Origin of the sequence: Nitratidesulfovibrio sp. HK-II (assembly GCF_003402415.2) — a bacterium.
In the GTDB taxonomy this organism is placed as follows: domain Bacteria; phylum Desulfobacterota; class Desulfovibrionia; order Desulfovibrionales; family Desulfovibrionaceae; genus Cupidesulfovibrio.
The window spans coordinates 3,289,166-3,314,080 of sequence record NZ_AP036014.1; the positions used below are offsets into that span (position 1 = coordinate 3,289,166).

Sequence of the window (24,915 nt, forward strand, 5' to 3'; positions counted from 1 at the left end):
CAGGTGAACTTGTTACCCCGTCCGTGCCTCCAGAATTGGCACAAACGAGAAAATCAGTCAAGCACGTTCGAGTATTTTTCTCGTTCGTGCCTGTGGGGCGTTATGACTTTTGGTGACCGGCTCAAGCAGCTTCGGGGCAACGAGACGCAGGCGGAGTTCGCGGCACGCATTGGCGTGAGCCAGCGGGCTTTGGGAAACTACGAAAGGAACGAACGTACCCCTGATGTTGACTTTGCGGCGCTCGTTTGTTCCAAGACGGGTGCATCCCCCGCATGGCTGTTGCTTGGGGATGAAAAGGGACTGCGCCCGACAGAAGCGCGAGAGGTGCAGCGCCCGGCACCTGTTTCCGTTGTCTGCACCGACTGCGATGTGGTCATGATCCCCAAGGTCCGGGCGACCCTCAGCGCAGGCGGAGGAAGCCTGGAGACTAACGGAGATCGCGTCGGGGCCTACGCCTTTCGGTCGGATTGGCTGACGCACAAGGGGCAAGTCTCCAGCATGGTCCTTATGGATGTGGTCGGCGACAGCATGGAGCCGGAGATCCGCAACGGTGACATGGTGTTGATTGACCAGTCGCAACAACGGATTGTCCCAGGAGCCATTTACGCTGTCGGCATTGAGGACGGCGTCCTGGTCAAACGGCTGGACCTGGTTCCCGGCACGCTGGTGTTGTCCAGCATCAACCCGACCTATAGCCCCATTGAAGTACCGTTACGCGGCGATCTGGCCGACACGGTGCGCGTCATCGGCAGGGTGATCTGGTGGTGTAGGGAAGCGAAGTAGCCGACGCAAAACAGCCGACGCGTCGGCTGTTTTTAGGCGGTCTGTTTTTGCAACACGCTGAAAATACTGGGCGCGAAAAAACAAAACAGCCGACGGTCGGCTGTTTTTGAATGCGAAGGGTTGTGACGGCATGCCCAATCTACTTGTGGTCTTACTGCTCTTTATCCTTGGTGCTGGTGATGCCAGTGCATGGACGGGTAAGGTGATCGGCATTAGCGATGGCGACACCGTTACCGTTCTGGATGCGGACATGGCGACCGTGAAGGTGCGGTTGTACGGTGTGGATTGCCCGGAATCGTCGCAGCCCTTTGGAACGAGAGCAAAGCAATACACAAGTTCGGTCGTTTATGGGAAAATGGTCACGGTTGAGGACATGGACATCGACCGTTACGGGCGCGTGGTTGGTGTTGTCGAAACCGTAGACGGGACAAGCCTTAACCGCGCGCTGGTGATCAACGGGATGGCGTGGGTTTACGACAGATATTGTCGCGCGGTGTGGTGTGCTGAGTGGAAGCAGGATGAGATGCGCGCCAAATCTGCCCGTGCCGGATTGTGGAGCGAACCAGCCCCCATGCCACCGTGGGAATTTCGAAGGGCCAAGCGCACCCGCTAATATGCTGCCTTATGCTGATCGGCAGAGTGATATGGTGGTGCCGGGAGGCGAAGTAGCCGACGCGTCGGCTGTTTTACAGGTAGGCTATTCTTGCAACGCACTGAAAATGCTAAATGCGAAAAAGTAAAACAGCCGACGGTCGGCTGTTTTTGGAGAGGCTGACATGGAAAATAGCTGGCAGTCGCCAAAGGCTCGGAAACTGGTCTGGGGGGCGTTCGCTTTTCTTGTCATCGTCGCCTTGCTAGGGCAGGTGGCAGAGCGGAGCAGGAAGCCCCCAACGTTGCCGCAACTTGCGGATAGCGTGCCGCAGGAAGCCCGCGAGCGGCTTGCACAGGCATGGCCGAAGATGCTTAAGGCGTGTCCGGGCCTTGATAGATACTATGACGCATTGACGTTCAAAGGTGTAGAGATGGGTTTCCCTGAACTCAACGGGGTTTATGCGAATCTCGTGTTCTCCGTACCCATGGAGAAGTCCTCTGTTCCGGTAGACTACATGGTATTCGGGCACACCTGTTTTTTCGGGGTGACTGACGATGGGAAAGGCTTGATAATTCCAAAACGTGGATGTCAGGCTCTATGCCTGAATAGGGTAACCCCTGAAGCCGGACCAGTTTTACACCTACCGCTGAACTGATTCCCACCCTCAAGCCCCGCTCCGGCGGGGCTTCTTGTTTTCATACCCTTTAAAAGACGCGCTCCCACAGGCCCACCTAAGGTGGGCCTTGTCATGCCCGAAGGGCAGACAAGGGAGGAGACATGCAAGACATTTTCGACAGGGCGCAAGCCTTTGTGGCTCGCTGGGAAGGCGGGTTGGTGGACCACCCGTCCGACCCCGGCGGCATCACCAACCGGGGGGTATCGCTGCGCTGGCTGCGCTCCATTGGCGCGGACATCGACGGCGACGGCGACATCGATCAGGACGACATCCGCGCTGTTACGCCCGAAGTGGCGGCGCAGCTGTTCCACCAACATTTCTGGGCAGCGCCCGGCGTGCATCTGCTGCCACCGCTGGTGGCCGTGGCGGTCTACGACGCCGCCGTCAACCAGGGTGCGCCGCGCGCCGTGCGCCAGATGCAGGCCGCGTGCAACACCGTGAGCCGTGACCAACTGATGGTGGATGGCGACCTGGGCGGCAAGACTCTGGCCCGCGTGCAGGCCCTGTGTGGAGCCATGGGCGGTGGGCAGCTTGCGGTTTGCGACATCGTCATCACCGCGCGCGAACAGTTTTACCGCGAGTTGGCCAGCCGACCGCCCAAGCGATTGGCGGACGGCCAGGTGGTGGACTACCGCGCCTTTCTGCGGGGCTGGCTGTCCCGCACCGGCAGCCTGCGCGGGTGGTGCCACCAACTGGCCGCCGAGGGGTGGGCGTGATGCGCCCCCTTGCCCACGCCGCCGCCCTGGTGGGCGATGCCTTCTGCGACCACACGGGCGGCACCAGCTGCATGCGGATCATGTCCGTGCTGGTCTGCATCATCGTGCTGGGCGCGTGGATCATCGGCATGCTGGCGGAAGGGCGCTACCTGCCCATCGGATGGCCGGAAGTCTCGCTGATCGGCATGGCCTGCGGGGCCAAGGCCGCGCAAAGCCGTTTCGAGTTGGGTTCCGGAGGGGTTTGGGGTGCGCTTCCCTCGCCCGGTGTTGACGCCACCGCACCCGCGCAGGAGCCGGTACCGGCCCCGCGCGACATGGACACCGGAGGTTTCTAGATGATCCCCATTCCCGACACCCTGAAGGCGCACCTGGTTGCCATCTGCGCGGGGGGCGCGCTGCTTGTGGTGCTGGCCCTGCTGGGCTGGGCGCTGTGGCTGCGCGGCGATCTGGCAGCCGCACGCACAGACCTGACCGTGGAGCAGGCAGCGCACAACTCCACCCGGGCGGAGCTGGCCACGAAGATCACCGCAAACAACCTGCTGCTGGCCGACCAGCGCATGAGCAATTCCACCATTGCCGCCCTGTCCGGCCAGGTGAACGCCACGCAGGCGCTGCACCGCGAGTACGTGACACGCGAGACCGCGCGCCGGGCCATGCTGGCCAGCGCCACCCCGCGCCCCCGAACCCCCGAAGAAACCGCCAAGGTGGTGGACAATGCGACGCGCCGCGCTGCTGCTGATATGCTTAACGATTGGTAGCGCGGCGGGCTGCGCCACCGCGCCGCCGCAGGCCCCCACCGTGCTGACGGTGCGCCACGTGATGACCCCGTGCCCCCACCCGCCGGACATGACGGCGGACCAGCTGGCCACCATGGCCGGGCGCGTGGACGGCAATGCGCCGTTCGACGGGCAGGGCAATGTGGACGCGCTGACGGCGCGCCACCAGGTGATCCGCACCCACGTCAAACTCCTGGAGGCGGCGTTGCGCTGTTACGATCAGCAGGCCCAGGCCGGGCAGGCTGACGAAGGGGGCGCGGATGAACGCTGATCTGGTTGTGCAGTGGGCGGGCGTCATCGTGCCGCTGGTGGTGCTGCTGGTGCAGGGGCTGCTGGCCTGGCTGATGTGGTCCTTGCGGCGGGAATACGTGTCCAGGGCGGACTGCGGTGCCTGCCACGGCAAGGTTGATGCGCAATTGGCCGGAGTGGACACGCGCGTCGCAGGGCTGGAGGGGGCAGTGGAAGCAGCCCCCACGTCCAAGGACATGCAGACCGTCATGGTTCAGCTAGCCGAGATCAGCGGCGAGCTGAAGGCGGCCAACGCCCGCGCCGAAGGTCAGGCGGAACTGCTGAAATCCGTGTCCCGCCAGGTGTCCATGCTGAACGATTACCACGTCACCAAGAACGGGCGTGACCGATAGGAGTGTCCATGTCGTTTCAGAAACTGCTTACCGAAGACCGCCGCCTGTGCGTGCTGCGCCTGCTGTCCGGCGCGCCCGGCAGAGAGGCCAATCACTTCGTGCTGCGCACCGCCCTGCGCGACCTGGGCCACGCCGTCAGCCATGACGTGGTGCTGTCCGACCTCGCGTGGCTGGAGGAACAGGGACTCGTGTCCACCACCGGCGCAGGAAAGGATGGCGACCTGACCGTGGCCGCCCTGACCGGGCGCGGCCATGACGTGGCCGAAGGCGTGGCCGTGGTGCCCGGCGTGAGGCGCCCGCTGCCGGGCGACGACTAGGAGGCCACCATGCCGCGCAAGTCCACCATCAAACGCCTGCCGCCCGAGGTCCGCGAGCGCATCGGCGTGCTGTTGGGACAGGGCCGCACCCTGGACGAAATACTGAAGGCGCTGGCCGCCCTGGACGTGGACGTCAGCCGCAGCGCCCTGCACCGCTACAAGCAGAGCATCGACAAGGTGCGTGAGCGCATCGACCGCAGTCGCGCCGTGGCCGAGGCGTTGGTGCAGCGGCTGGGCGACGCCCCCGAAAGCAAGACGGCCCGCATGAACGTGGAGCTGATGCACTCGGTGATCCTGGACATCGTGTCCAATGCGGAGGCAGGCGGCACGGAAGGCGACGCGGAGGGCGGCAGCGATGACAACTCCCCCCTGAATCCCATGGGGGCCATGCTGCTGGCCAAAGCGCTGGACCACCTGACCAAGGCGTCCCGCACCGATGCGGACCTTATCGCTCGCATCCGTGAGGAAGCCACCAAGGTGGCCACGGCAAATGCCGCAAAGGCAGCCGAAGTCGCCGGGCGTGAAAAGGGCCTCTCCCTTGAAACGGTAGAGGCCATCAAAGCGCGCATCCTTGGGGTGCGCCCGCAGGGGGCACCGGCATGATGGCGGCCAGCGCGCAGCACACCGCCACGGTTGCGGCCATCGCGGGGCCGCCCGCCGGTCCGGTCACGGCCGAGGAGTGGCGCAAGCACCGCGAGCAGTCCCGGCAGGCCATGCCCGACGTGCTGGCCGGACAGGAATTGCCCGACGTGCTGTTGCTGTACCAGCAGGAGACGGTGGCGGCGATCTACGAAAACGACGTCACCGTCGTTGAAAAGGGGCGGCGTACCGGCATCACCTGGGCCGTCGGGGCTGCTGCGGTGCTCATCTCCGGTGCGGCCCGGTCAGCCGGGGGCATGGATACCCTGTACATTGGCTATTCGCACGAGATGGCAAGGGAGTTCATCGACACCTGCGCCATGTGGGCCAAGGCATTCATGCCCGCCGCGTCCGATGTGGACGAGTGCCTGTTCCGGTCCATGAAGCCCAACGGCGAGACGGAAGACATCAAGGCGTTCCGCATCACCTTTGCCAGCGGCTTCCAGATACTGGCCCTGACATCCCGCCCGCGCTCGTTGCGCGGCTATCAGGGCTTCGTCATCGGCGACGAGGCGGCCTTCCACGACGAGTTGGACGAGGTGCTGAAGTCCGCCCTGGCCCTGCTGATCTGGGGCGGCAAGGTGTGCATCATCAGCACCCACGACGGCGACGAAAACCCGTTCAACACGCTGTGCAACGATATCCGCGCCGGGCGAAAGCCGTACAAGCTGGTGCGCATCGACTTCGACCGTGCCCTGTCCGAGGGGTTGTACAAGCGCATCTGCCTGATGCGCGGCAAGGAGTGGTCGCCGGAGGCCGAGGCCGAATGGCGCAAAGGCATCTTTGCCCAATACGGAGACGGCGCGGACGAAGAACTGATGTGCATCCCCAGCCGGGGCAAAGGCGCATACCTGCCGCTGGCCCTGCTCGAGCTGCGGTCCGACCCGGACATACCCGTGGTGTGCTGGGAAATGCCCGACAGCTACGTCGCATGGCCGGAGCATCTGCGCGTGGCGGAGTGCCGGGACTGGTGTAGCGGCGTGCTGGCCCCGCTGCTGGCCCGGTGCGACCCCAACCTGCGGCATTACTTCGGGCAGGATTTCGCCCGCTCGGGTGACCTGACCGTGGTCTTTCCGCTGGCCGTGGACCAGAAGCTGGTGCGCCGCGCTCCGTTCGTGCTTGAGGTGCGTAACGTCCCGTTCGACCAGCAGCGCCAGGCGCTGTGGTACCTGATAGACCGCCTGCCCCTGTTTACCGCCGGGGCCATGGACGCCTCGGGCAACGGGGCGCATGTGGCGGAACTGACCGCGCAGGAGTACGGGCTTGGCCGCATCGCCCAGGTGAAGATGACGGAGAACTGGTACCGCGAGAACATGCCCCGCTACAAGGCAGCGTTCGAGGATGGCACGATAGTCATCCCTCGCGATGCCAACGTGATTGCCGACCACCGGGCCTTCAAGCTGGTGCGTGGCGTGGGCAGGCTGCCCGACGCGGACACATCGAACGACAAGACAAAGGGCAAGAAAGCCAAGCGCCACGGCGACAGCGGCATAGCTGGGGTGCTGGCCTATGCCGCCACCTGCGCCGAAGTCATGGAATACGCCTACGAACCCGCACAACCCACGGGGGCTGGCCCCCGATACGACGACGACCCGGACGATGCGCGGGATGCACCCCGCGCGCGCTTCGGCAAGGGGGCATACTGATGCTGTACGATCACCTGGGCAGGGCCGTGGACACGGGCAGGCTGCGCGACGAGGAAGCAGGGCCGACGCTTACCGGCGTGCGGCAAATCATATCCGGCCACCCCGCTCAGGGGATGACCCCGGAACGGCTGGCCGCCATCCTGCGCGACGCGGAAAACGGCGACCCGCTGCAATACCTGGAGCTGGCCGAGGAGATGGAAGAGAAGGACATGCACTACCGGTCGGTGCTGGGCACCCGCCGGTTGCAGGTTTCCGGGCTGCCCATCACCGTGGTGGCCGCCAGCGACGACAAGGCCGACGTGGCCGCCGCAGACCTGGTGCGCGAATGGCTGGAATGGGACGAGGCGCAGTTCGCCCTGTTCGACGTGCTGGACGGCATCGGCAAGGGCTTCAGCTGCACCGAGATCGTGTGGGAAACCAGCGGCAGGCACTGGATGCCCAAGGCGCTGATATGGCGCGACCCGCGCTGGTTCCGGTTCGACCCCGCCGACGGCCACACGCTGCGCCTGCTGGACGCGGGGGGGCAACTGCTGCCCCTGACGCCCTTCAAGTACATCACCCACATACACAAGACCAAAAGCGGCCTGCCCATCCGGGGCGGGCTGGCCTACGCCATCTCGTGGGGGTGGCTGTTCAAGAACTTCGACATCAAGTCGTGGGTGCAGTTCGCCGAGGTGTTCGGGCATCCGCTGCGGGTGGGCAAGTACGACGGGTCCGCAAGCGAATCGGACAAGGCGGCTCTGCTGCGTGCAGTGCGCAACATCGCGCGCGACGCGGCGGCCATCATTCCGGCCTCGATGCAGATAGACTTCATCGAAGCCAAGATGTCCGGCAACATCGACCTGTTCGAGAAACTGGCCGCGTTCCTTGACCGGCAGGTTTCCAAGGCGGTGCTGGGCCAGACAGGCACCACGGACACCGGCCAGCACGTGGGCACGGCCAATGCCCACGAACAGGTGCGCGAGGACATCGAACAGAGCGACGCGGCCCAGCTGGCCGCCACGCTCAACCGCGACCTGGTGCGCCCGCTGGTGGACCTGAACCTGGGGCCGCGCCTGCGGTATCCGCGTCTGCGCATTGCACGGCAGGATGCCGAGGACATGGCCGCGCTGGTGGTGGCGCTGAAAGAACTGGTGCCCCTTGGCCTGCGCGTTGAGGCCAGCGTGGTCCGCGACAAGTTCGGCCTGCCTGAACCCGCCGAAGGTGCCGAGGTGCTGATGCCCCAGGCCATCGCCCAGCCCGCACCGGAACAGGAAGCGGCCCCGCAGCGGGCAGCGCACGCGGCTCGGCCGGGCGGGGGCAACGAAGATACGGACGCGCTGGACATGCTGGCTGACGAGGCCCTGGCGGACTGGCAGCCGCTGGTGCAGGGCATGGTGGACCCGATCCGGAAACTGCTGGACGAGTGCGCCACGCACGATGAGTTCCTGCGCCGCCTGCCCGAAGTCGTCACCGCACAGGACACCGCAGCCCTGACAGAAGCGCTGGCGCGGGCGCTGTTTGTTGCCAAGCTGGCAGGGCTTACCGGCGCGCCTGTCCAGGCCATCGGCGGTGACGGGGATGCGGGTGGCGGTAATGCTTGAGATGCGCCCGCTGCCGCCCGAGGAGGCCGTGGCCTACTTCAAGGCCAAGGGCTACCAACTGCCTGCAACATGGGCCTGGCAGGACATGTGGCAAGAGGCGCACGCCACGGCCTTTACCGTGGCCAAGTCCGCAGGGTTCGACATTCTGGGTGATGTGCATGGGCAGGTGCTGAAGTCGCTGGAGCAGGGCCAGACCTTTCGCGACTTCCAGCGCGAACTGACGCCCCTTTTGCAGGCCAAGGGCTGGTGGGGCCGCAAGGAACTGCCGGACCCGGCAACCGGCGAGGTGCGCGAGGTGCAGCTGGGCAGCCCGCGCCGCCTGCGCACCATCTACGACGTGAACCTGCGCACGGCCCATGCGTCCGGAGCGTGGGCGCGCGTGCAGCGCACCAAGGACCGCCGCCCCTTCCTGCGGTACGTGGCCATCCTGGACCGACGCACCAGGCCGGACCATCGGGGGTGGCACGGCGTGGTGCTTCCGGCTGATGATCCGTGGTGGGATACGCACTACCCGCCCAACGGCTGGCGTTGCCGGTGCACCGTCCAGCAACTGGGGCAGCGGGACATGGACCGCTACGGCTACACGGTAAGCGAAGCACCGCCCCGCCCCATGCTGCCCTGGGAGAACCCGCGCACGGGTGAGCGGGTGATGGTGCCCAAGGGCATCGACCCCGGCTGGGCCTACAACCCCGGCAAGGCCGCCCTGGAACATCATGCGGCGCGAACCCTGATGGACAAGCTGGCGCCGCTGCCGCCGACCGTCGCGGCGTGGGCCATGGCAGAATCCGCAGGGTTCGTGCTGCCCGCGTTGGAAAAGGACTATGCGGCATGGATTGGCGAGGTGGGCAAGCGGGCGGGTAGCGGCGCGTTCAGGGCCACGGGCGAGCGCCGGGTGGTCGGGGCGCTCTCGCCAGGTGTCCTGTCGTTCCTTCAGGAGCGCGAGATCACGCCCGCGTCGGGGGCCATCACCATCGCAGACGGCGACGTGCTGCACATGCAGCGCAGCGCCAAGGGCAGCAAGCTGCCTGCCGCCACGCTGGCCAGCCTGCCCGGCATGCTTGCCAGGCCGCAGGCCGTGCTGTGGGACAGGCAGGACCCCGGACTGGTCTACGTGTGGAGCGCGGGCGATGCCGCAGAGAAGGTCATCGTGAAGGTGAACTACGCCACGCGGGTAGCCCGGCAGAAGGTGACGACCAACAGCGTGCGCAGCGGGCGCACGACGAGCGCCGCCGAGCTGCGCAACAGGGGCCGTTATGACCTGGTGGAGGGGGATGTGTGATGATGCAGGCCGCGCCGACGGGGGAACGCCACCCCCCTTTCGCGTCTCCGCTGCCTGGGCGGAGTATGGCGGGCCGAAGCGATTTCGCGGCCAGCGCCGGGCGCGGTACCTGTATGAACTACATACGGCGGCTCGAAACCCTGCGCAAGAGCGCATCGCGCGAAAACGGCCCCTGCGCCCCTGATTTTTTCGATGTGGCCGCTTGTCCGGCCTGACAGGGCATCGCGCCGCAAATAGCGTTCATGAACGTTCATGAACGCATCCCGCGCGTGCTCGGGCAGCATGCGCGGCCCCGCCCCCCGCAGCTTCCCCTCCGCCTCATGTTGTAAAGGGCTTTAAAAGACGCCGCTACGCCATGCGCCCTAGAAGGGGCGCATGGACACCACACACGATACCCCCCAGATGCTGGCATGCCACGCCGTGGCCATGGGCCAGCCGTCGGACGGCGGCACGGTCACTCCCCCGGAGTGGGTGCAACTGCTCCCGGCTGGTGTTTTCCGTGGCCGTGACGGCCGTGGCCCGTACCGCAACGACGACCCCGAAGGCATCGTCCGGGCCACCATGGCCTATCAGGCCGGTGCCGACATCCCCATCGACTACGACCACCAGTTGGTCTTTTCCGAAGTGAACGGCCAGCCCGCCATTGCCGCCGCCTGGATCAGCCAGTTGGAAGCGCGCAACGGCGAGGTGTGGGGCCGCGTGACGTGGACCGACAAGGCCGCTGCCCACGTGGCCAGCCGCGAGTACCGCTACCTGTCCCCGGTGTTCGAGCATGGCCGGAAGGACGGGCGCATCAGCCGCATCGAATCGGTCGCGCTGACCAACCAGCCCAACTTGCTGATTACCGCCATAGCCTCCCGCCGCGCGCTGCGGTCGCCATCCGCAGGGTTCGCAGACTCGCCTGACGACTGCCGCATTGGCGAAGAGGCTCAACCCCCCACCAGAGGAGAAGACATGGACCTCAAGAAAACGCTTGCCAGCATTCTCGGCCTGTCCCCGGACAGCGCCGACGATGCCGTGGCGGCCAAGGTACAGGGCCTCGTCACCGCAGCGCACAGCGCCAACGCGGGGCTGGTTGCCATCGCCAAGGCCGTCGAGGTGCCGGACGATGCCGCACCCGGCGTCATCGCCGACCAGGTGCGCGCCGTGGCCAGCCGGGCGGCCACCCCCGACCCGGCCAAGTTCGTGCCCATCGCCATGTACCAGGAGACGGCCAACAACCTGTCGAGCCTGCGCAACGAGGTGGCCGCCACCAAGGCCAAGGACCTGGTGGACCAGGCCAAGGCGGCCCACAAGGTCACCCCGGCCATGGAAGGATGGGCGTCCGACTACGCCACCAAGGACCCCGAGGGGTTCAAGGCGTGGATGTCCGCATCCGTCGCCGTGGTGACGCCCGGACCCGACGCGACCGCCGGTGGTCCGCCCCAGGGCGGCGGCAAGCTGACCGACACGGACCGCGCGATCTGCGCGCAGCTGGGCCTCTCGGAAGAGGACTACGTGAAGAACATCGGCAAGGAGGGTGCGTAAATGGCAGCCCTGACCAAGGACAGAGACACCCTGCGCCGCGATGACGCGCGCTACGAGTATCCCGTGGCCGCGACCACCAGGCTGCACGCGGGTGGCCTGGTGGCCCTGAACGCCAGCGGCTTTGCGGTGCCCGCGTCCGCCGTGCCCACGCTGACCGTCATGGGCTGGTCCGTCTCCCCGGCAGACAACAGCACCGGCGCGGATGGCGACATCAATGTGCTTACCGAGACGCGCGGCGCGATCAAGCTGGCCAACGACGGCAGCATCACCCGCGCCCACGTGGGCAAGAAGGCCTACGCCGTGGATGACCAGACCGTGGCGGCCACCGACGGCAGCGGGGCGCGCCCCGCCGCCGGGATCATCAAGGACCTGGACGCCTCGGGCGTGTGGGTCGGGTTCTAGGAGACACCATGAACATCAACGCACAGAGCCTTCAGGCGGCCTTTACCGGCTTCAAGGTCGTCTACCAGAACGCCTTCGCGGGCGTGAAGTCCGAGCACGAACGCATCGCCATGGTCGTGAACAGCTCGACGAAGCAGGAGACCTATCCCTTCCTGGGCAAGTCCACCGGCTTCCGCGAGTGGATCGGCGACCGCGTGATCCAGAACCTGAAGACCCACGACTTCACCATCAAGAACAAGTCGTTCGAGAACACGGTGGGCGTGGACCGCGACGACTTCGAAGACGACACCCTGGGCATCTACACGCCCTTCTTCGCCCAGCTCGGCCAGGACGCCGCTGAACATCCCTCGCGGTTGGTGTTCGGCCTGCTGGCGTCCGGGTTCACCGGCCGCTGCTACGACGGCCAGTACTTCTTCGACACCGACCACCCGGTGCTGGACGAAAACGGCAACGAGACCAGCGTCAGCAACTTCGGCGGCGGCACCGGGACCGCGTGGTACCTGCTGGACGTTACCCGTGCCATCAAGCCGCTGATCTTCCAGAAGCGGCGCGACTACACCTTCGTGCGCATGGACCAGCCCACCGACGAGGCCGTGTTCACCCGCAAGGAATACCGCTACGGCGTCGATTGCCGGGTGAACGCCGGTTTCGGCCTGTGGCAGCTGGCCTATGCCAGCAAGCAGGACCTGACCACCGCCAACTACGCGGCGGCGCGCGAAGCCATGCAGGGCATGAAGGGCGACAAGGGCAGCCCGCTGGGCGTGAAGGCGTCGCTGCTTGTGGTGCCCACCACGCTGGAACAGCAGGCGCTGGAAGTGGTCAAGCGCGAACGCGAGGCCAGCGGGGCCACCAACGTCTACCAGAACTCGGCGGACATCCTCGTTTCGCCGTGGCTGTAGGGGGTGCCGCATGCCGACCATGATCCGCATCACCTCGAAGCGTGACGGGTTCCGCCGGGCGGGCATGGCCCACAGCGGCACCCGCGACTACCCCGCCGGGACGTTTACCGACGAGCAGCTGGAAGCCCTGACCGGCGACCCCATGCTGGTTGTTGACGAGGTGGACGTTCCCGACCTGTCCGATGCCGAAGCCACCGACGCCGACGCCAAGCCCGCCAGCCCGGCCAAGGCCGCCAGGGGAGGCAAGGGCGGCAAGAGCGAGAACGACAAGGCCGACGCCGCCACCGGCTCGGGCGACGCCGCCCCCCAGAACACCGGCGACGCCCCCGCCAGCGGCGGCCAGTAAGGAGAGCGGGCGATGTACGCGACCATCGGCGACATGGAAACGCGGTTCGGCCAGCAGGAGCTGGTGGAACTGACCGACACAGACCTGACCGGGGCCGTTGTCGAGGCCGTGGTGGAAACCGCCCTGGGCGACGCCACGGAGCTGATCAACGGCTATGTGGCGGCGCGCTACCGGGTGCCGCTGTCTCCCGTGCCCGACATGGTCCGCCGCTGGTGCTGCGACATCGCCCGCTTCTACCTGCACAAGGCGGGCGTGCCTGATGTGGTCAAGGCCGGGCACGAGTCTGCCTTGCAGGGCCTGCGCGATGTGGCGCGTGGCGTTGTGCAGTTGCAGGCCACCGGCGTGGAAACCCCCGGCGCATCCGGCGAAACGGTGCTGACCGTTGGTGGGCGCGTGTTCACCGACGGCAGCATGCGGGGGTTCTGATGGCTGGCGGCATGACCTTCACCGTCCGGCCCGGCGGGCTGGACGCCATCGAAAGCGCCCTGACAAGGCTGGCCGCCCGTGCGGACAACCTGCTGCCCGCCATGGACGAGATAGGTTCGCAGATGTTGCAGCGCACGCAGCGCCGGTTTGAAGAACAGCAAGGGCCGGACGGCTCCGACTGGCCCGCGCTGTCGCCGGTGACGGTCAAGCGGCGCGGCGACGCCGGACCCATCCTGCGCATCTCGGGCGACCTGTACCGCAGCGTCTCCTACCGGCCCGGCCGCGATCATGTGGAGTTGGGCACCAACTGGCCCTACGCGCGCGCCTTGCAGCTGGGGATATTGCGCGGCGCATCGGGCCGCACCCGGCGCGGCGGCCCCATTCCGTGGGGCACCATTCCGCCCCGGCCGTTCCTGGGCATCTCCGACGACGACGGCGCCGACGTGCTCGACATCATCCAACACTACCTGGAAGGGGCCTAGCCATGATCTCCGCCATCGAAAACGCCATCATCGCCCGCCTCTCCTCTGCCCCCCGCGATGTGCTGGGCTACGGGCTGCGGCGCGTGGACAGCTATGGCGGCCAACTGGAGGCCGAAGACGAACTGGCCAAGATCGCCAACGTGCTGCCCTGCGCCCTGGTTACCTGTACGGGGGTGGGCCGCGCCGACGACAACGGCAGCCACTACACCGAGCGGGGCACCTTTGCCGTGCTGTGCGTTGCCCGGTCGCTGCGCAACGAGCAGGCCACCCGCCACGGCGGCAAGCCCGGCGAGGTCGGCACCCACCAGATGCGCGATGACGTGCTGGCCCTGCTGTGCGGCCAGACGCTGGGCCTTGGCGAACACATTTCCCCGTTGGTGCCGCACGGCACCCGCATCCTGTTCAACGGCAAGCTGCGCACGCAGGCCATTTCCGTCGTGTCCGTGGAGTTTGCCACCAACTGGAACCACCCGGTCCCGGCGGACGCACCCCAGGCGGCGCTGCCCGAAAACACGCAAGGGGCAACGACCCCCGCCGAGGCGGTGGCCAAGGCCGCAGGCATTACCGACTTCACGCTCTATGCCGGGGATTGGGGCGCGCCCGTGCCCCTCTTCGACGGCCAACCGCTCCGCGATGTCGTGGAGTTCCACCAGGAGTAACCCCCCCATGACCACACAATCCGCACAGACCGCCAAGAACCGCGCTTCCAAAGTCCCCGTCCCCACGTTCGTCATCCGGCCCGCGCGGCCCGACGACATGGTGCGCGACCCCGAGACTCGCAAGCCCCTGGCGCAGGGTGGCGAATCCAAGCCCCGCAACAGCCATTGGCTGCGCCGCCTGGCTGCCGGGGATGTCGTGGAGGTGACCGAAAGCGACACAGCACCGGCCAAGCCGGGCAAGAAGGAGTAGCCCATGACCATCAGCTTCTCGCAGATCCCGGTGACCATCCGCACGCCGGGCCAATACGCGGAGTTCGACAACTCGCTGGCCAACAAGGGCCTGGTGCGGGACATCACCCGCGTGCTGCTGCTGGGGCAGCGCCTGTCCACCGGTTCGGCCGAACCCCTCGTGCCCGTGCGGGTGCTGTCCGGCGACCATGCCGTGGCGCTGTTCGGTCGCGGCAGCATGCTGGCGGCCATGGCCTACGCCTTCAAGGAAGCCAACGAGGATTCCGACCTGTGGGCCGTGCCCGTGGCCGACAACGCCGCCGGTCAGGCCGCCACCGGCACCGTGACCATTGCCGGTACCGCCACGGCAGCTGGTACGCTGCTGCTCTACGTGGGCGGGGTGAAGGTGCAGGCCGCCGTGGCCGTGGGCGCTCTGGCCTCCGCCGTGGCCGCCGACCTTGCCGACGCGGTGGGCGAGATGCCCGACCTGCCGGTGACGGCGTCGGCCACCGGGGCCGTGGTCACGCTGACCGCCCGCCACAAGGGTGAGACCATGAACGCGCTGGACCTGCGCACCACCTACTGGCAGGGCGATGCCGTGCCCGCCGGGCTGACCGTGACCATCGCCGCCCCTTCCGGAATGTCGGGCGGCACCGGCAACCCCGACGTGACCACCGCCCTCGCCGCCCTGGGCGACGTGCAGTACCACCACGTGATCACCCCGTGGACGGACACCGCCAACCTTGCCGCTCTGGAAGAGGAACTGGAGGACCGCTGGTCCGCCACCCGCCAGATAGAGGGGCAGGCGTGGGCGTCCGTTTCGGGCACGCACGCGGCGCTGGCCACCATCGGCAGCGCCCGCAATTCCGAAGTCATCTCCATCATGGGCGCGCAGCGCAGCCCCACGCCGCCGTGGCTGTGGGCGGCCGTTTACGGCGCGGTGGCGGCTTACCAGCTGGGCATCGACCCCGCCCGGCCGCTGCAAACCCTGGAGCTGCCCGGCATCCTCGCCCCGGCCGAGCCGGATCGGTTCACCCGCGCAGAGCGCAACCTGCTGCTGTACGACGGCGTCAGCACCTTCATGGTGGCCGTGGACGGCACCGTGTCCATCGAACGGGCCATCACCACCTACCAGGTGAACGCCTACAACCTGCCGGACCCCAGCTACCTGGACGTGGAAACGCTGGCCACCCTTTCGGTGCTGCGCAGCACGCTGCGCGCCCGCATCAGCCAGAAGTTTCCCCGGCACAAGCTGGCCGACGACGGCACCCGGTTCGGTGCCGGGCAGGCCATCGTCACGCCCAGCATCATCCGGGCCGAACTCATCGCCCTGGCCCGCGCCTGGGAAGAGCGCGGCTGGGTGGAAAACCTGACGGCGTTCAAGGATCAGCTGGTGGTGGAACGCAACGCCGACGATCCCACCCGCGTGGACGTCGTGCTGCCGCCCGACCTGGTCAACCAGTTGCGCGTGTTCGCCGCGCTGGTGCAGTTCCGCGTCTAACCCCACGCCCGCAACACGCAGGAGAACGACATGTCTCAATATCTCGGAAGGGCGGTCATCGCCTACGACGGCAAGACGCTGGACACCCAGCGCTCGGCAAAACTCAACCTGGGCGGGCAGTCGCGCAAGCCGGTCATCGGCACCAACAGTGTGGGCTTTGCCGAAGAACTGGTGCCCGCCACCCTCGAATGCGAGGTGAACGTGACCAAGGACACCCCGGTGGAAGAAATCCGCAACATCACCAACGCCACGGTCACCTTCAGGGGCGACATCGGCCGCACCTGGGTGATCCGCGAGGCGTTCGTGGAGGACGTGCTGGAGCTGTCCGAGGGCGAAGGCGGCAAGATGAAGGTCAAACTCACCGGCAACCCCGCCGACGAAGCATAGGAAGGCACCATGACCACGACCACCCAGCCCCGCGAACCCAAGGTGATCAGGCTGTCCCGCCCGCTCTTCGTGGGCGAGGCGAAGTACGAACAGCTGTCCATGCGCGAGCCCTTCGTGAAGGACCAACTGGCCGTGGACGAGCCCGGCCAGACCCAGGCGGAAATGGAAGTGCGCCTCATCGGGCGGCTGTGCGGCCTGGACACGGAAGCCCTGCGCGAACTGCCCGTGTGCGACTACGTGCAGTTGCAGCGGGCGCTGATGGGTTTCATCTCGCCCCAGGCGGCCGCATCCGCCGCGCCGCGCTCGAACTCGGACACGTCGCCGGATGGGGCAGGCACGAAATAGAGGACATGCGGGTATCCGAGTTCATCGCATACCACGCCGAGGCGCTGCGCCTGGCGCGGGACATCTCTGGAGAAGGATAGGAGGCTGACGTGCTGGGTTCCGGCCAGATGGCGCTCAACATAATGATCGGGGCCGCTCTTTCGGGCGGCTTCCGGTCTTCCTTCAGCGGGGCGCGGTCGGAAATGACCCGCCTTGCCGACGGTTCGACACGCCTGGGCGCTGCGCTGGATGCCACCGACCGCAAGATGCACGGCATGAGCGGCAGCGCCAACGACCTTCAGGGCAACCTTGCCCAGGTGGGTCAGGCGGTGGCCTCGCTGGTGATGATCCGCAGCGCGGTGAACATGGCGGGTGACCTGGAACACCGGCTGGCCGCAACCGGCATTACGGCAGACCTGACCGCAGCCGAGGTGCGCGAACTGCGCAACCGGCTGCGCGAACTGGCCGTGCCGGAATCCACCAATCAGTCGGTGGACCAGCTGGAAGGCGGGTTCAACAAGCTGGTCAGCGCGGGCATGGAGTCGGGCAAGGCGCAGACGGCGCTGTATTCCATCGGGCGCACTGCCACCGCCACCGGCGCTGCCATCGACGACCTGTCTGCCACGGCTTTTGTCCTTGTCGACACCTTGAAGGTTGCGCCGGGCTCCCTCTCTGCCGAAATGGATCGTTTGGCTTACGCGGGCAACAAGGGTGCATTCGAGCTGAAGGACATGGCACAGTACTTCCCCCAGCTTGGGGCAAGCGCGAAGATGCTTGGCCTACAGGGGAGTGAGGCCGTCGGGACTCTTGCCGCAGCTCTTCAGATTGCCAAGAAGGGGGCCGCAACACCTGGAGAAGCTGCCAACAACATGAGCAACTTCCTCAAAGCGCTGAACGCCCCGGACGTCTTGGCCAAAGCCAAAAAGGCCGGAATCAACATTGAGCGCATCATCAAGAAGTCCATGCAGCAGGGGGGCAACCCGCTGGAGGATGTGCTTGACGCTCTGCATAAGAAGCTAGGGACCAACCCGTTCAAGATTGCACGTATCTTTGGCGACGCGCAGGTTCAGAATTTCCTCAAGCCGGTGTTGGCTGATCTTGAGGAAATGAAGGCCCTGAAGAACGACATCATGACGAAAAGCGGCGGAACCGTGGATAGCCAGTTCGCCACCATGATGGCGACGTACAACGAGAAGACCACGGCCTTCCGCGCCTCGGTCGAGAAGCTGGGCGATTCCGTGGGCCGTTCGTTCCTGGCACCGCTGGGTGCTGTTGTGTCCATGCTGACCCCGTTGGTGAACCTGCTTTCCGATGCTGCGGACACCTCGCCCACGTTCACCTTCACCCTGCTGGCCATGGGCGCGGCGCTGACCGTGCTGCCGCCCGCCATTGCCCTGCTCGGCATGGCCTGGCGGGTCATGTCCGCGTCCATGGTGGCCACGCCGATAGGAGCTGCCATTGCCCTGATCGGGCTGGGTGCGGCCTACCTCATTGATCACTGGACCCCGGTGCAGGAGTTCTTCAAGGGCATATGGGAACCCGTGAAGCCCTACTGGGACGCCTTTGTCGGCTGGGTCGGCGGCGTGTGGGAGAAGCTGCGGCCCATGTTCGAGACGGTGGGCAAGTGGATGGGCATCGGCGCATCCGCCACCACAGGCACGCCCGCCACTCCGAAGGCTGGACCCGGCACCCAGGGCGCGGAGGCTCCCGGTGCAGCCGGGGGCAAGGTTGCCGCCCCCGGTTCCGCCGCCGGTGCGGGAAAGCCCGGCGCGCCCCTGCCGCGCATGGGCGCGGGGGCCGCTGCGGCAGAGGAACGCGGCGCGGCCGCCGGGGCGCGGGCCACCCAGCAGACCGACGCCCAGGGCAAGGGCGTGCTGCGCCATGTCATCGAGCTGACCGTGCGCGGGCTGCCTGCCGGGTCCAGCGTGGCCGCCCGATCCGACAGCCCCGGCGTCACCATCAACGCCCGCACCGGCCCGATGATGGCCGGGGCGAACTAGCGGGGTTCGGCCATGGCGACGGAAAGCACCTGGCGCAAGGACATGCGCCCGGCATCGTTCCGGGGCGTGAAGTTCGAGGTGGCCACACGCGACTACGCGGGCGGCCGCCGGCTGGCCACGCACGAGTACCCCAAGCGCGACGAACCCACCAACGAGGACATGGGCCGCAAGGCTCGGCAGCTGTCGGTGGAGGCGTTCCAGTTCGGCCGGGAGTACCTGGGGCCGCGCAACCGCCTGCTGGAGGCGCTGGAGAAGGACGGCCCCGGCGAGTACGTGGACCCGTGGGGCCTCTCGCACACCGTGCGGGTGCGCCAGTTCACCGCATCCGAGCGGCTGGACATGGGTGGCTATGTCGCGTGGCGGCTGGACTTCGTGGAAGACACCGAGGGCGGCGGGCACACCAGCCGCACCGACACGGCCGCGCTGACATCGAACGCGGCCGATGATGCCGAGGACGCCTACGTGGCGGACTTTGCCGACCGGTTCGGCGTCATCGGGCCGGACCTTGTGCGGTCCGAGGCGCTGGAACAGGCGGAAGGCTGGATGGACCGCGCCGGTTCCGTTTCGTGGGGCACGCCTGCGGCCGCCCGGTCGCTGCTGAACCTGCGCCGCCAATCCACCGCACTGATGGACAAGCCCTCCTCGCTGGCCGACTCCATCCGCTCGACCATCAGCAGCCTGGTGGGGGGCGTCTCCACCGGCGGCAGCGGCGGCAACAGCCGCTACACGGCGGCGCGCGAGCTGGCAGCCATGGCCCCTGAACGCCCGCTGGTCACCTCCTCTTCCTCGCAGGCAACCGTCAACCAGGCGGCCTTGTCCGACCTGACGTCCGGGCTGTCCGTGGTGCAGGCCGCACGCGCCACCACCGACATGGAGTTCGAGGTGTACGAGGACGCCGTTGCCGTGCGCCAGCAGGTGGCCGCCGACCTGGACGAGGCCATGGCCACGGCGGCGGACCCCCTGTACGAGGCGTTGCACGCCCTGCGCACCGCCGTGGTGCGCGACATCACCGTGCGCGGCGCGGACCTGGCCAGGCTGGACGATCTTACGCCCGGCGCGACGCTGCCCGCCCTGGTGGTGGCCTATGCCTATTACGGCAACGCCGCGCGCGAAACGGACGTGCTGTCCCGCAACCCCGTCATCCGGCACCCCGGCTTCGTGCCCGGCGGCAACACCCTGAAGGTGGTCCGCGATGAGTAGCAACGTGGTGAGCCTGCACGTGGGCGGACAGATTCACGAAGGGTGGACGGATGTTTCCATCACCCTGGCCCTGGACAGGCTGTCCGGCGAGTACGACGTGCGCCTGACCGATGAATGGGTGAGCGGGGGCAGCCGGGTGCGCCTGGGCGTGGCCGAGGGGACGCCGTGCGTGGTGCGCATCGACGGCGAAACCGTGGTCACCGGCTACGTGGATGATGTCTCCACCGACTATGACGCCAGCCGCCGCGAGACGAGCATCACGGGGCGGGACAAGGCGGGCGACCTTGTGGACTGCTCGGCACCGGTGAAGGACTGGCAGGGGCGCAGCCTGTCCGCCATCGCGGCGGACCTGTGCGCGCCCTTCGGCATTTCTGTGCAGGCGCGCGCGACTGCGGCCTCTGCCGCGTTCCCCCGCTTTTCCACCAACCCCGGCGACACCGTGGCGGCAACCCTGGAGCGGCTGCTGCGCCAGCGCGGCCTGATGGCATGGTCCGACGGGCTTGGCGGGCTGGTCATCGGCACGGTGAGCGAGGGCAGCCCGGTGGCCACCATCATGCCGGGTGACACGGTGCTGTCCGGCCGTGGCGTGCGGAGCATGGCGGAACGATTTTCGGACTACACCGCCGTGGCCCATGCCGATGGCGGGGCCGACCCTGACGACGGCGACGACGCGGAAACCATCACCAGCCCCAGCGGCAGCGCTACGGACCCCGGCGTCACCCGGCACCGCCCCCTGGTGCTGGTGGCGGAAACGCAGGGCGGCGGGCCTTCGCTGGCCAGCCGCGCCGCGCACGAGGCGAAGACGCGCGCCGCGCGGGGCAGGCAGGCCGTTTACACCCTGCCGGGGTGGCGCAACGCGCAGGGCGCGTTGTGGCGACCGGGGCAGACGGTGGAGCTTCGGGACGATCTGGTGGAACTGTCCGGCCTGTGGGTGATTACCCAGGCGCAGTTCCGGCAGTCCTCGCGCGAGGGCACGGTGACGGAGCTGACGGTGATGCGCGCGGCGGCCTTCGCCGTGCTGGCAGAGCCGGAAAAGCCCAAGAAAAAACGCGGCTGGGACGCGGGAGACGACGACTGATGAACCGCGACGACTTCAATCGGATGTCGGCCCCCCTGATCCAGCGGGTGCGCCTGATGGTGGCCCGCGCCGTGGTCCGCCTGGTGGACTCCTCGCGTCGTGTGCAGGCGGCCCAGGTGGGCCTGCTGAAGGGCGAGGCGCGCGACTCGGTGGAGATGTTCGAGCACTACGGGTTCACCTCGTGCCCGCTGCCGGGCATGGAGGCCGCCGTGATGTTCGTGGGCGGCGACCGGTCTTCCGGCGTCATCGTGGCCGTGGGCGACCGCATGTTCCGCTTGCAGGGCCTGCAACCCGGCGAGGTTGCCCTGTACACCGACGAGGGGGATTCGCTGGTGTTCAAGCGGGGGCGCAACGTCGAGCTGACCACCCTGCACGCGCAGATCACCGCCGACGAGGACGTGGCCGTGGTCACCAAGCGGTACACCGTCGAGGCGTCAGAAAGCGTGGAATACGTGACGCCCAGCTTCACCGCGCGGGCCGCAGGGGGCGGCGTGTCTGCCGCCACCTTCGAGGGGTCCATGCACGTCACGGGCGACGTGACCAGCGATGCGGACGTGCAGGCGGGCAGTGTTTCGCTGCGTGAACACGTACACCCCGAGAACGACGGCGGCGGCCCGACCGGGTCGCCCGTGGGAGGCTAGATGGCCGAAGACTACACCCTGGAAGCGCCGCTGGAGCGTGGCCTGCTGGCTGCCGACGGCGGCCTGCGCCGGGCCATCGTGATCAGCCTGTTCACCGACGCGCGGGCCGGGGCCGATGACGAATTGCCCGCCGGTTCGGCAGGGCTGAACGCCAGGCGGGGATGGTGGGGTGACATCGTATCCCCGGCGCAGGCCCCGACCGGCGCATCGTGGATCACCGGCAGCCGGTTGTGGCTGCTCTCGCGCGAGAAGCAGACGGCGGAAACGGCGCGCCGCGCACGCGGGTACGCGGAAGAGGCCCTGCAATGGCTGATCGCTGGCGGGTGGGCGGCCACCGTCAGCGTTGACGCCAGTTGGGCTGCGGACGCCACCGGGGTGCTGGTGCTGACCATCTCCATCACCCTGGCTGACGGCACCAGCGTTACCGAAATCTTCAGGAGGCCCCTGTGAGCTTCAACAGGCCGACGCTTGCCGCGCTGGTCGCGCGCATCGAAAGCGACATCGACACCCGCATGGAAGGGGCGGACGCCCGCCTGCCCGCCGCCGACGTGGCCGTGCTGGCGCGGGCCGTGGCCGGAACCCAGCACGGACTTTACGGCTATCTCGACTATCTGGCCGCGCAGGTGGTGCCCGACACCGCCGACGAGGAACACCTGCTGCGCTGGGCCAACTGGTGGGGCGTGGCGCGCAAGGCGGCCGAGGCAGCCAGCGGCACCGTGACCTTCACCGGCATCTCCGGCACGCCGATCCCCGCCGGAACCCTGTTGCAGCGAACCGACGGCACGGAGTTCCAGACCATGGCCGACGTGGCCATTGCCAGCGGCAGCGCCGTAGCCCCGGTCGAGGCCGTGGTGGCGGGGACGGCGGGCAATACTGCGGCTGGCCTTGCGCTGCGGCTGACCACCACCATGTCCGGGGTGCAGTCCGCCGCAACCATCGGGGCTGCCGGGCTGGCTGGCGGCACGGAAGAGGAAACGGTGGAGGCGCTGCGCACCCGTTTGCGTGCCTACGTGCAGGAGCCGCCGCAGGGTGGTGCCACCAACGATTGGGTGACCTGGGCGTTGCAGGTTTCCGGCGTTACCCGCGCCTGGGCCTATCCCCGCTACGTGGGGCGCGGCACGGTGGGGCTGGCGTTCGTGTGCGACAACGCGTCTGACTCCATCATTCCCGACGTGGCCATGGTGGCCACCGTGCAGGCGTACCTGGAGCATCCCGACCGCTGCCCGCCCGGCTGCGAACCGCTGGTGTTCGCCCCCACGCCCGCGCCGCTGGTCTTCCAGCTCGCGGACCTCGCGCCCGCACAGGCCAGCGTGCGGCTGGCCATTGAGGCGGCACTGAAGGAACTGGTCCTGCGCGAGGCCGAGCCGGGCGGAACCCTGCTCATCAGCCACGTGCGCGAGGTCATTTCCACGGCGGCCGGGGAGTATGACCACGTGCTGCTGTACCCCACGGCCAACGTGGCGCACGCGGCAGGGGTCATCGCCACCTACGGCGGCACGACCTGGAGTGAAAGCTGATGGCCAGCGCCGCCGAATACCTGATCCAGTTGCAGGCCCTGCTGCCTGTCGGCGACGCATGGCCGCGCGAACCCGACGCCCTGGTGACGCGAACCCTGCGCGGCCTGGCCGAGGACATGGCCCGCGCGGACCGGCGGAGTGCCGACCTGTTCGAGGAAACCGACCCCCGCACCGCGCTGGAACTGCTGGGCGAGTGGGAGACCTTCGCGGGCCTGCCCGACGTCTGCACCCAGGACACGGCCATCTCCCTGGGGGAACGGCGGCGCGCCCTGTGGTCCGCCCTGGTGCAGAAGTCCGGCCTGACGCTGTTGTTCTTTGAACGGCTGGCGACGCGGCTTGGCTACACCGTGACCATCGTGGGGCGGGGCCGTCCTTTCATCTGCGGGCGTTCCCGCTGCGGCCACCAGGTGGGCGGCGGACACGAGGAGCGGCTTGTCTGGCATGTGACCATCCACGGCCCCCGCGTCCAACGCTTCCGGTGCGGCTCATCCAGCGCCGGTGACAGGCTGACGCGCATCGTGCGCGCCACCGACCTGGAATGCCTGCTGCGCCGCCTGAACCCTGCTCACCTGGAACTTGTCATCGCCTACGAGGAGGCATCCATATGAAATACGTTCCCCCCATCGGGGCGACAGACCCGAACGCCCCCTACATCACCGAGAACCTGGCGGCCGGGATTGAGGGCAGTCCGGTGGCCGCCGAGGCCATCGAACACCCCATGCGTGAGATTCTGGCCGTCATCGCCGGGGCAGGGCTAACGCCGGACGAGGAGAACCTGGAGCAGCTGCTGGCGGCCATTGGCGTGCTGATTGCGGGCGCGGCTCCGGACATGGCCACCACCGTGGAAGCTGGCCTCGTGCGCTTGGCCACGACGGCCGAGGCCATTGCAGGCGTCGGCGACATGGCCGTCACCCCTCCCGGCCTCGTTGCTGCCCTTGCCAATGCCCTGATGCCCGTGGGCACCATCATTGACGTGGCCGGGAAGGTGGCCCCCACGGGCTTCCTGAAATGCAACGGCGCGGCCGTCAGCCGCACCACCTATGCGAGCCTGTATGCCAAGCTGGTTACCGACCTGGGGTTCAGCGCGCAGACCTTTACCGTGACCCTTGCCAGCCCTGCGGTCTGCACCAAGGCATCCCACGGGTTCACGGGGGGGGAGCGGCTGCGCCTGTCCACTACCGGGGCGCTGCCGACGGGCTTGTCCACCAGCGCCGACTACTTCGTCGAGGTGATCAACGCGAACACCTTCTACCTGCTGTCGGCCGAGGGCGGCAGCAGGGTGAACACCAGCGGAACCCAGTCCGGAACGCACAGCTATACCCAATCGCTGTACGGATTGGGGGACGGCGCGACCACCTTCAACGTGCCGGACCTGCGCGGCGAGTTTCGGCGCGGCTGGGACGACGGCCGGGGGGTTGACGCCGGGCGAGGCGCGGGAACGTGGCAGGCTGACGAGTTCAAGCAGCACAACCACAACGACGGGTTCAATGCCGACAACACCATGGGGGTCAAAACCGCAGACCTTGCGGGGAGCACGTACTCCATTATGGTGGACAACCCGGTCACCCCTTACGACATCCGTCGCGGCGGCTCTGAAACCCGTCCCCGCAACCGTGCGCTCCTGGCGTGCATCAAGTACTAGGAGGCCTA

Annotated in this window: 32 protein-coding genes; all 32 read left to right on the top strand. The window is 67.5% G+C overall.

From position 1 onward, the window contains the following. Window positions 1-102: 102 nt before the first annotated feature. Window positions 103-783, top strand: a complete 681-nt coding sequence (locus tag RVX_RS13865) for an XRE family transcriptional regulator (RefSeq protein WP_116308269.1) — start codon at window positions 103-105, stop codon at window positions 781-783. A 130-nt stretch (window positions 784-913) separates the two neighbouring features. Further along, entirely contained in the window at window positions 914-1,396 is a 483-nt protein-coding gene (locus RVX_RS13870; protein WP_116308270.1) for a thermonuclease family protein, read from the top strand. A gap of 163 nt (window positions 1,397-1,559) precedes the next feature. Then, entirely contained in the window at window positions 1,560-2,030 is a 471-nt protein-coding gene (locus RVX_RS13875; protein WP_147307556.1) for a hypothetical protein, read from the top strand. Between the two features lie 122 nt (window positions 2,031-2,152). Continuing rightward, window positions 2,153-2,767, top strand: a complete 615-nt coding sequence (locus tag RVX_RS13880) for a glycosyl hydrolase 108 family protein (RefSeq protein WP_116308271.1) — start codon at window positions 2,153-2,155, stop codon at window positions 2,765-2,767. Next, complete coding sequence (locus tag RVX_RS13885) at window positions 2,764-3,102, top strand: hypothetical protein (protein ID WP_147307557.1); 339 nt, start codon at window positions 2,764-2,766, stop codon at window positions 3,100-3,102. Before RVX_RS13880 ends, RVX_RS13885 begins: the two co-directional genes overlap by 4 nt. After that, window positions 3,103-3,525 (top strand): hypothetical protein, encoded by a 423-nt coding sequence (locus RVX_RS13890; RefSeq protein WP_116308273.1) that lies wholly within the window; start codon window positions 3,103-3,105, stop codon window positions 3,523-3,525. It abuts the gene before it with no gap. Further along, window positions 3,482-3,814: a hypothetical protein gene (locus RVX_RS13895; RefSeq protein ID WP_147307558.1), complete on the top strand. Its 333-nt coding sequence runs from the start codon at window positions 3,482-3,484 to the stop codon at window positions 3,812-3,814. The genes RVX_RS13890 and RVX_RS13895 overlap by 44 nt, the downstream gene beginning before the upstream one ends. After that, entirely contained in the window at window positions 3,804-4,184 is a 381-nt protein-coding gene (locus RVX_RS13900; RefSeq protein WP_116308275.1) for a DUF2730 family protein, read from the top strand. The genes RVX_RS13895 and RVX_RS13900 overlap by 11 nt, the downstream gene beginning before the upstream one ends. Before the next feature lie 8 nt (window positions 4,185-4,192). Beyond that, window positions 4,193-4,501: an ArsR family transcriptional regulator gene (locus RVX_RS13905; RefSeq protein WP_116308276.1), complete on the top strand. Its 309-nt coding sequence runs from the start codon at window positions 4,193-4,195 to the stop codon at window positions 4,499-4,501. A gap of 9 nt (window positions 4,502-4,510) precedes the next feature. Continuing rightward, the gene (locus RVX_RS13910; protein WP_116308277.1) at window positions 4,511-5,104 is read left to right on the top strand and encodes a DUF3486 family protein; all 594 of its coding nucleotides are present in this window, start codon (window positions 4,511-4,513) and stop codon (window positions 5,102-5,104) included. Then, window positions 5,101-6,786, top strand: a complete 1,686-nt coding sequence (locus tag RVX_RS13915) for a hypothetical protein (protein WP_216362363.1) — start codon at window positions 5,101-5,103, stop codon at window positions 6,784-6,786. Before RVX_RS13910 ends, RVX_RS13915 begins: the two co-directional genes overlap by 4 nt. Then, on the top strand, window positions 6,786-8,369 hold the full coding sequence (locus RVX_RS13920) for a DUF935 domain-containing protein (protein WP_116308278.1): 1,584 nt from the start codon (window positions 6,786-6,788) through the stop codon (window positions 8,367-8,369). Before RVX_RS13915 ends, RVX_RS13920 begins: the two co-directional genes overlap by 1 nt. Then, window positions 8,362-9,648 carry a phage minor head protein gene (locus RVX_RS13925; protein WP_172596684.1) on the top strand — a complete coding sequence of 429 codons (1,287 nt, stop codon included), beginning with the start codon at window positions 8,362-8,364 and terminating at the stop codon, window positions 9,646-9,648. The genes RVX_RS13920 and RVX_RS13925 overlap by 8 nt, the downstream gene beginning before the upstream one ends. A gap of 375 nt (window positions 9,649-10,023) precedes the next feature. Continuing rightward, window positions 10,024-11,175, top strand: a complete 1,152-nt coding sequence (locus RVX_RS13930) for a phage protease (RefSeq protein WP_420192334.1) — start codon at window positions 10,024-10,026, stop codon at window positions 11,173-11,175. Beyond that, complete coding sequence (locus tag RVX_RS13935; protein WP_420192335.1) at window positions 11,176-11,577, top strand: hypothetical protein; 402 nt, start codon at window positions 11,176-11,178, stop codon at window positions 11,575-11,577. A gap of 8 nt (window positions 11,578-11,585) precedes the next feature. Then, a complete protein-coding gene (locus tag RVX_RS13940) occupies window positions 11,586-12,476 on the top strand; it encodes a Mu-like prophage major head subunit gpT family protein (protein WP_420192336.1) in 891 nt (296 codons plus the stop codon). Between the two features lie 10 nt (window positions 12,477-12,486). Next, entirely contained in the window at window positions 12,487-12,822 is a 336-nt protein-coding gene (locus tag RVX_RS13945) for an HI1506-related protein (protein ID WP_420192337.1), read from the top strand. Window positions 12,823-12,834: 12 nt separating this feature from the next. After that, window positions 12,835-13,248, top strand: a complete 414-nt coding sequence (locus RVX_RS13950; protein ID WP_420192338.1) for a gp436 family protein — start codon at window positions 12,835-12,837, stop codon at window positions 13,246-13,248. 11 nt (window positions 13,249-13,259) lie between these two features. After that, entirely contained in the window at window positions 13,260-13,730 is a 471-nt protein-coding gene (locus RVX_RS13955) for a phage virion morphogenesis protein (protein ID WP_420192339.1), read from the top strand. Between the two features lie 2 nt (window positions 13,731-13,732). Beyond that, window positions 13,733-14,389: a phage protein Gp37 gene (locus RVX_RS13960; protein WP_420192340.1), complete on the top strand. Its 657-nt coding sequence runs from the start codon at window positions 13,733-13,735 to the stop codon at window positions 14,387-14,389. Between the two features lie 7 nt (window positions 14,390-14,396). After that, window positions 14,397-14,639, top strand: a complete 243-nt coding sequence (locus RVX_RS13965) for a DUF2635 domain-containing protein (protein WP_420192341.1) — start codon at window positions 14,397-14,399, stop codon at window positions 14,637-14,639. A gap of 3 nt (window positions 14,640-14,642) precedes the next feature. Further along, window positions 14,643-16,118, top strand: a complete 1,476-nt coding sequence (locus tag RVX_RS13970; protein WP_420192342.1) for a phage tail sheath subtilisin-like domain-containing protein — start codon at window positions 14,643-14,645, stop codon at window positions 16,116-16,118. Window positions 16,119-16,148: 30 nt separating this feature from the next. After that, window positions 16,149-16,505: a phage tail tube protein gene (locus RVX_RS13975; protein ID WP_420192343.1), complete on the top strand. Its 357-nt coding sequence runs from the start codon at window positions 16,149-16,151 to the stop codon at window positions 16,503-16,505. Between the two features lie 9 nt (window positions 16,506-16,514). Further along, window positions 16,515-16,850 (top strand): phage tail assembly protein, encoded by a 336-nt coding sequence (locus tag RVX_RS13980; protein ID WP_420192344.1) that lies wholly within the window; start codon window positions 16,515-16,517, stop codon window positions 16,848-16,850. 89 nt (window positions 16,851-16,939) lie between these two features. Beyond that, window positions 16,940-18,829 carry a phage tail tape measure protein gene (locus RVX_RS13985; protein WP_420192345.1) on the top strand — a complete coding sequence of 630 codons (1,890 nt, stop codon included), beginning with the start codon at window positions 16,940-16,942 and terminating at the stop codon, window positions 18,827-18,829. A gap of 12 nt (window positions 18,830-18,841) precedes the next feature. After that, window positions 18,842-20,029: a DNA circularization protein gene (locus RVX_RS13990; RefSeq protein ID WP_420192346.1), complete on the top strand. Its 1,188-nt coding sequence runs from the start codon at window positions 18,842-18,844 to the stop codon at window positions 20,027-20,029. Continuing rightward, the gene (locus tag RVX_RS13995; protein WP_420192347.1) at window positions 20,022-21,107 is read left to right on the top strand and encodes a phage baseplate assembly protein; all 1,086 of its coding nucleotides are present in this window, start codon (window positions 20,022-20,024) and stop codon (window positions 21,105-21,107) included. The genes RVX_RS13990 and RVX_RS13995 overlap by 8 nt, the downstream gene beginning before the upstream one ends. Then, on the top strand, window positions 21,107-21,748 hold the full coding sequence (locus RVX_RS14000; protein ID WP_420192348.1) for a phage baseplate assembly protein V: 642 nt from the start codon (window positions 21,107-21,109) through the stop codon (window positions 21,746-21,748). Before RVX_RS13995 ends, RVX_RS14000 begins: the two co-directional genes overlap by 1 nt. After that, window positions 21,749-22,198, top strand: a complete 450-nt coding sequence (locus RVX_RS14005; protein WP_420192349.1) for a phage GP46 family protein — start codon at window positions 21,749-21,751, stop codon at window positions 22,196-22,198. Then, window positions 22,195-23,265 (top strand): baseplate J/gp47 family protein, encoded by a 1,071-nt coding sequence (locus RVX_RS14010; RefSeq protein WP_420192350.1) that lies wholly within the window; start codon window positions 22,195-22,197, stop codon window positions 23,263-23,265. The genes RVX_RS14005 and RVX_RS14010 overlap by 4 nt, the downstream gene beginning before the upstream one ends. Next, window positions 23,265-23,873, top strand: a complete 609-nt coding sequence (locus tag RVX_RS14015; RefSeq protein ID WP_420192351.1) for a YmfQ family protein — start codon at window positions 23,265-23,267, stop codon at window positions 23,871-23,873. Before RVX_RS14010 ends, RVX_RS14015 begins: the two co-directional genes overlap by 1 nt. After that, window positions 23,870-24,907 carry a tail fiber protein gene (locus tag RVX_RS14020; protein WP_420192352.1) on the top strand — a complete coding sequence of 346 codons (1,038 nt, stop codon included), beginning with the start codon at window positions 23,870-23,872 and terminating at the stop codon, window positions 24,905-24,907. Before RVX_RS14015 ends, RVX_RS14020 begins: the two co-directional genes overlap by 4 nt. The last annotated feature ends 8 nt before the right edge of the window (window positions 24,908-24,915 follow it).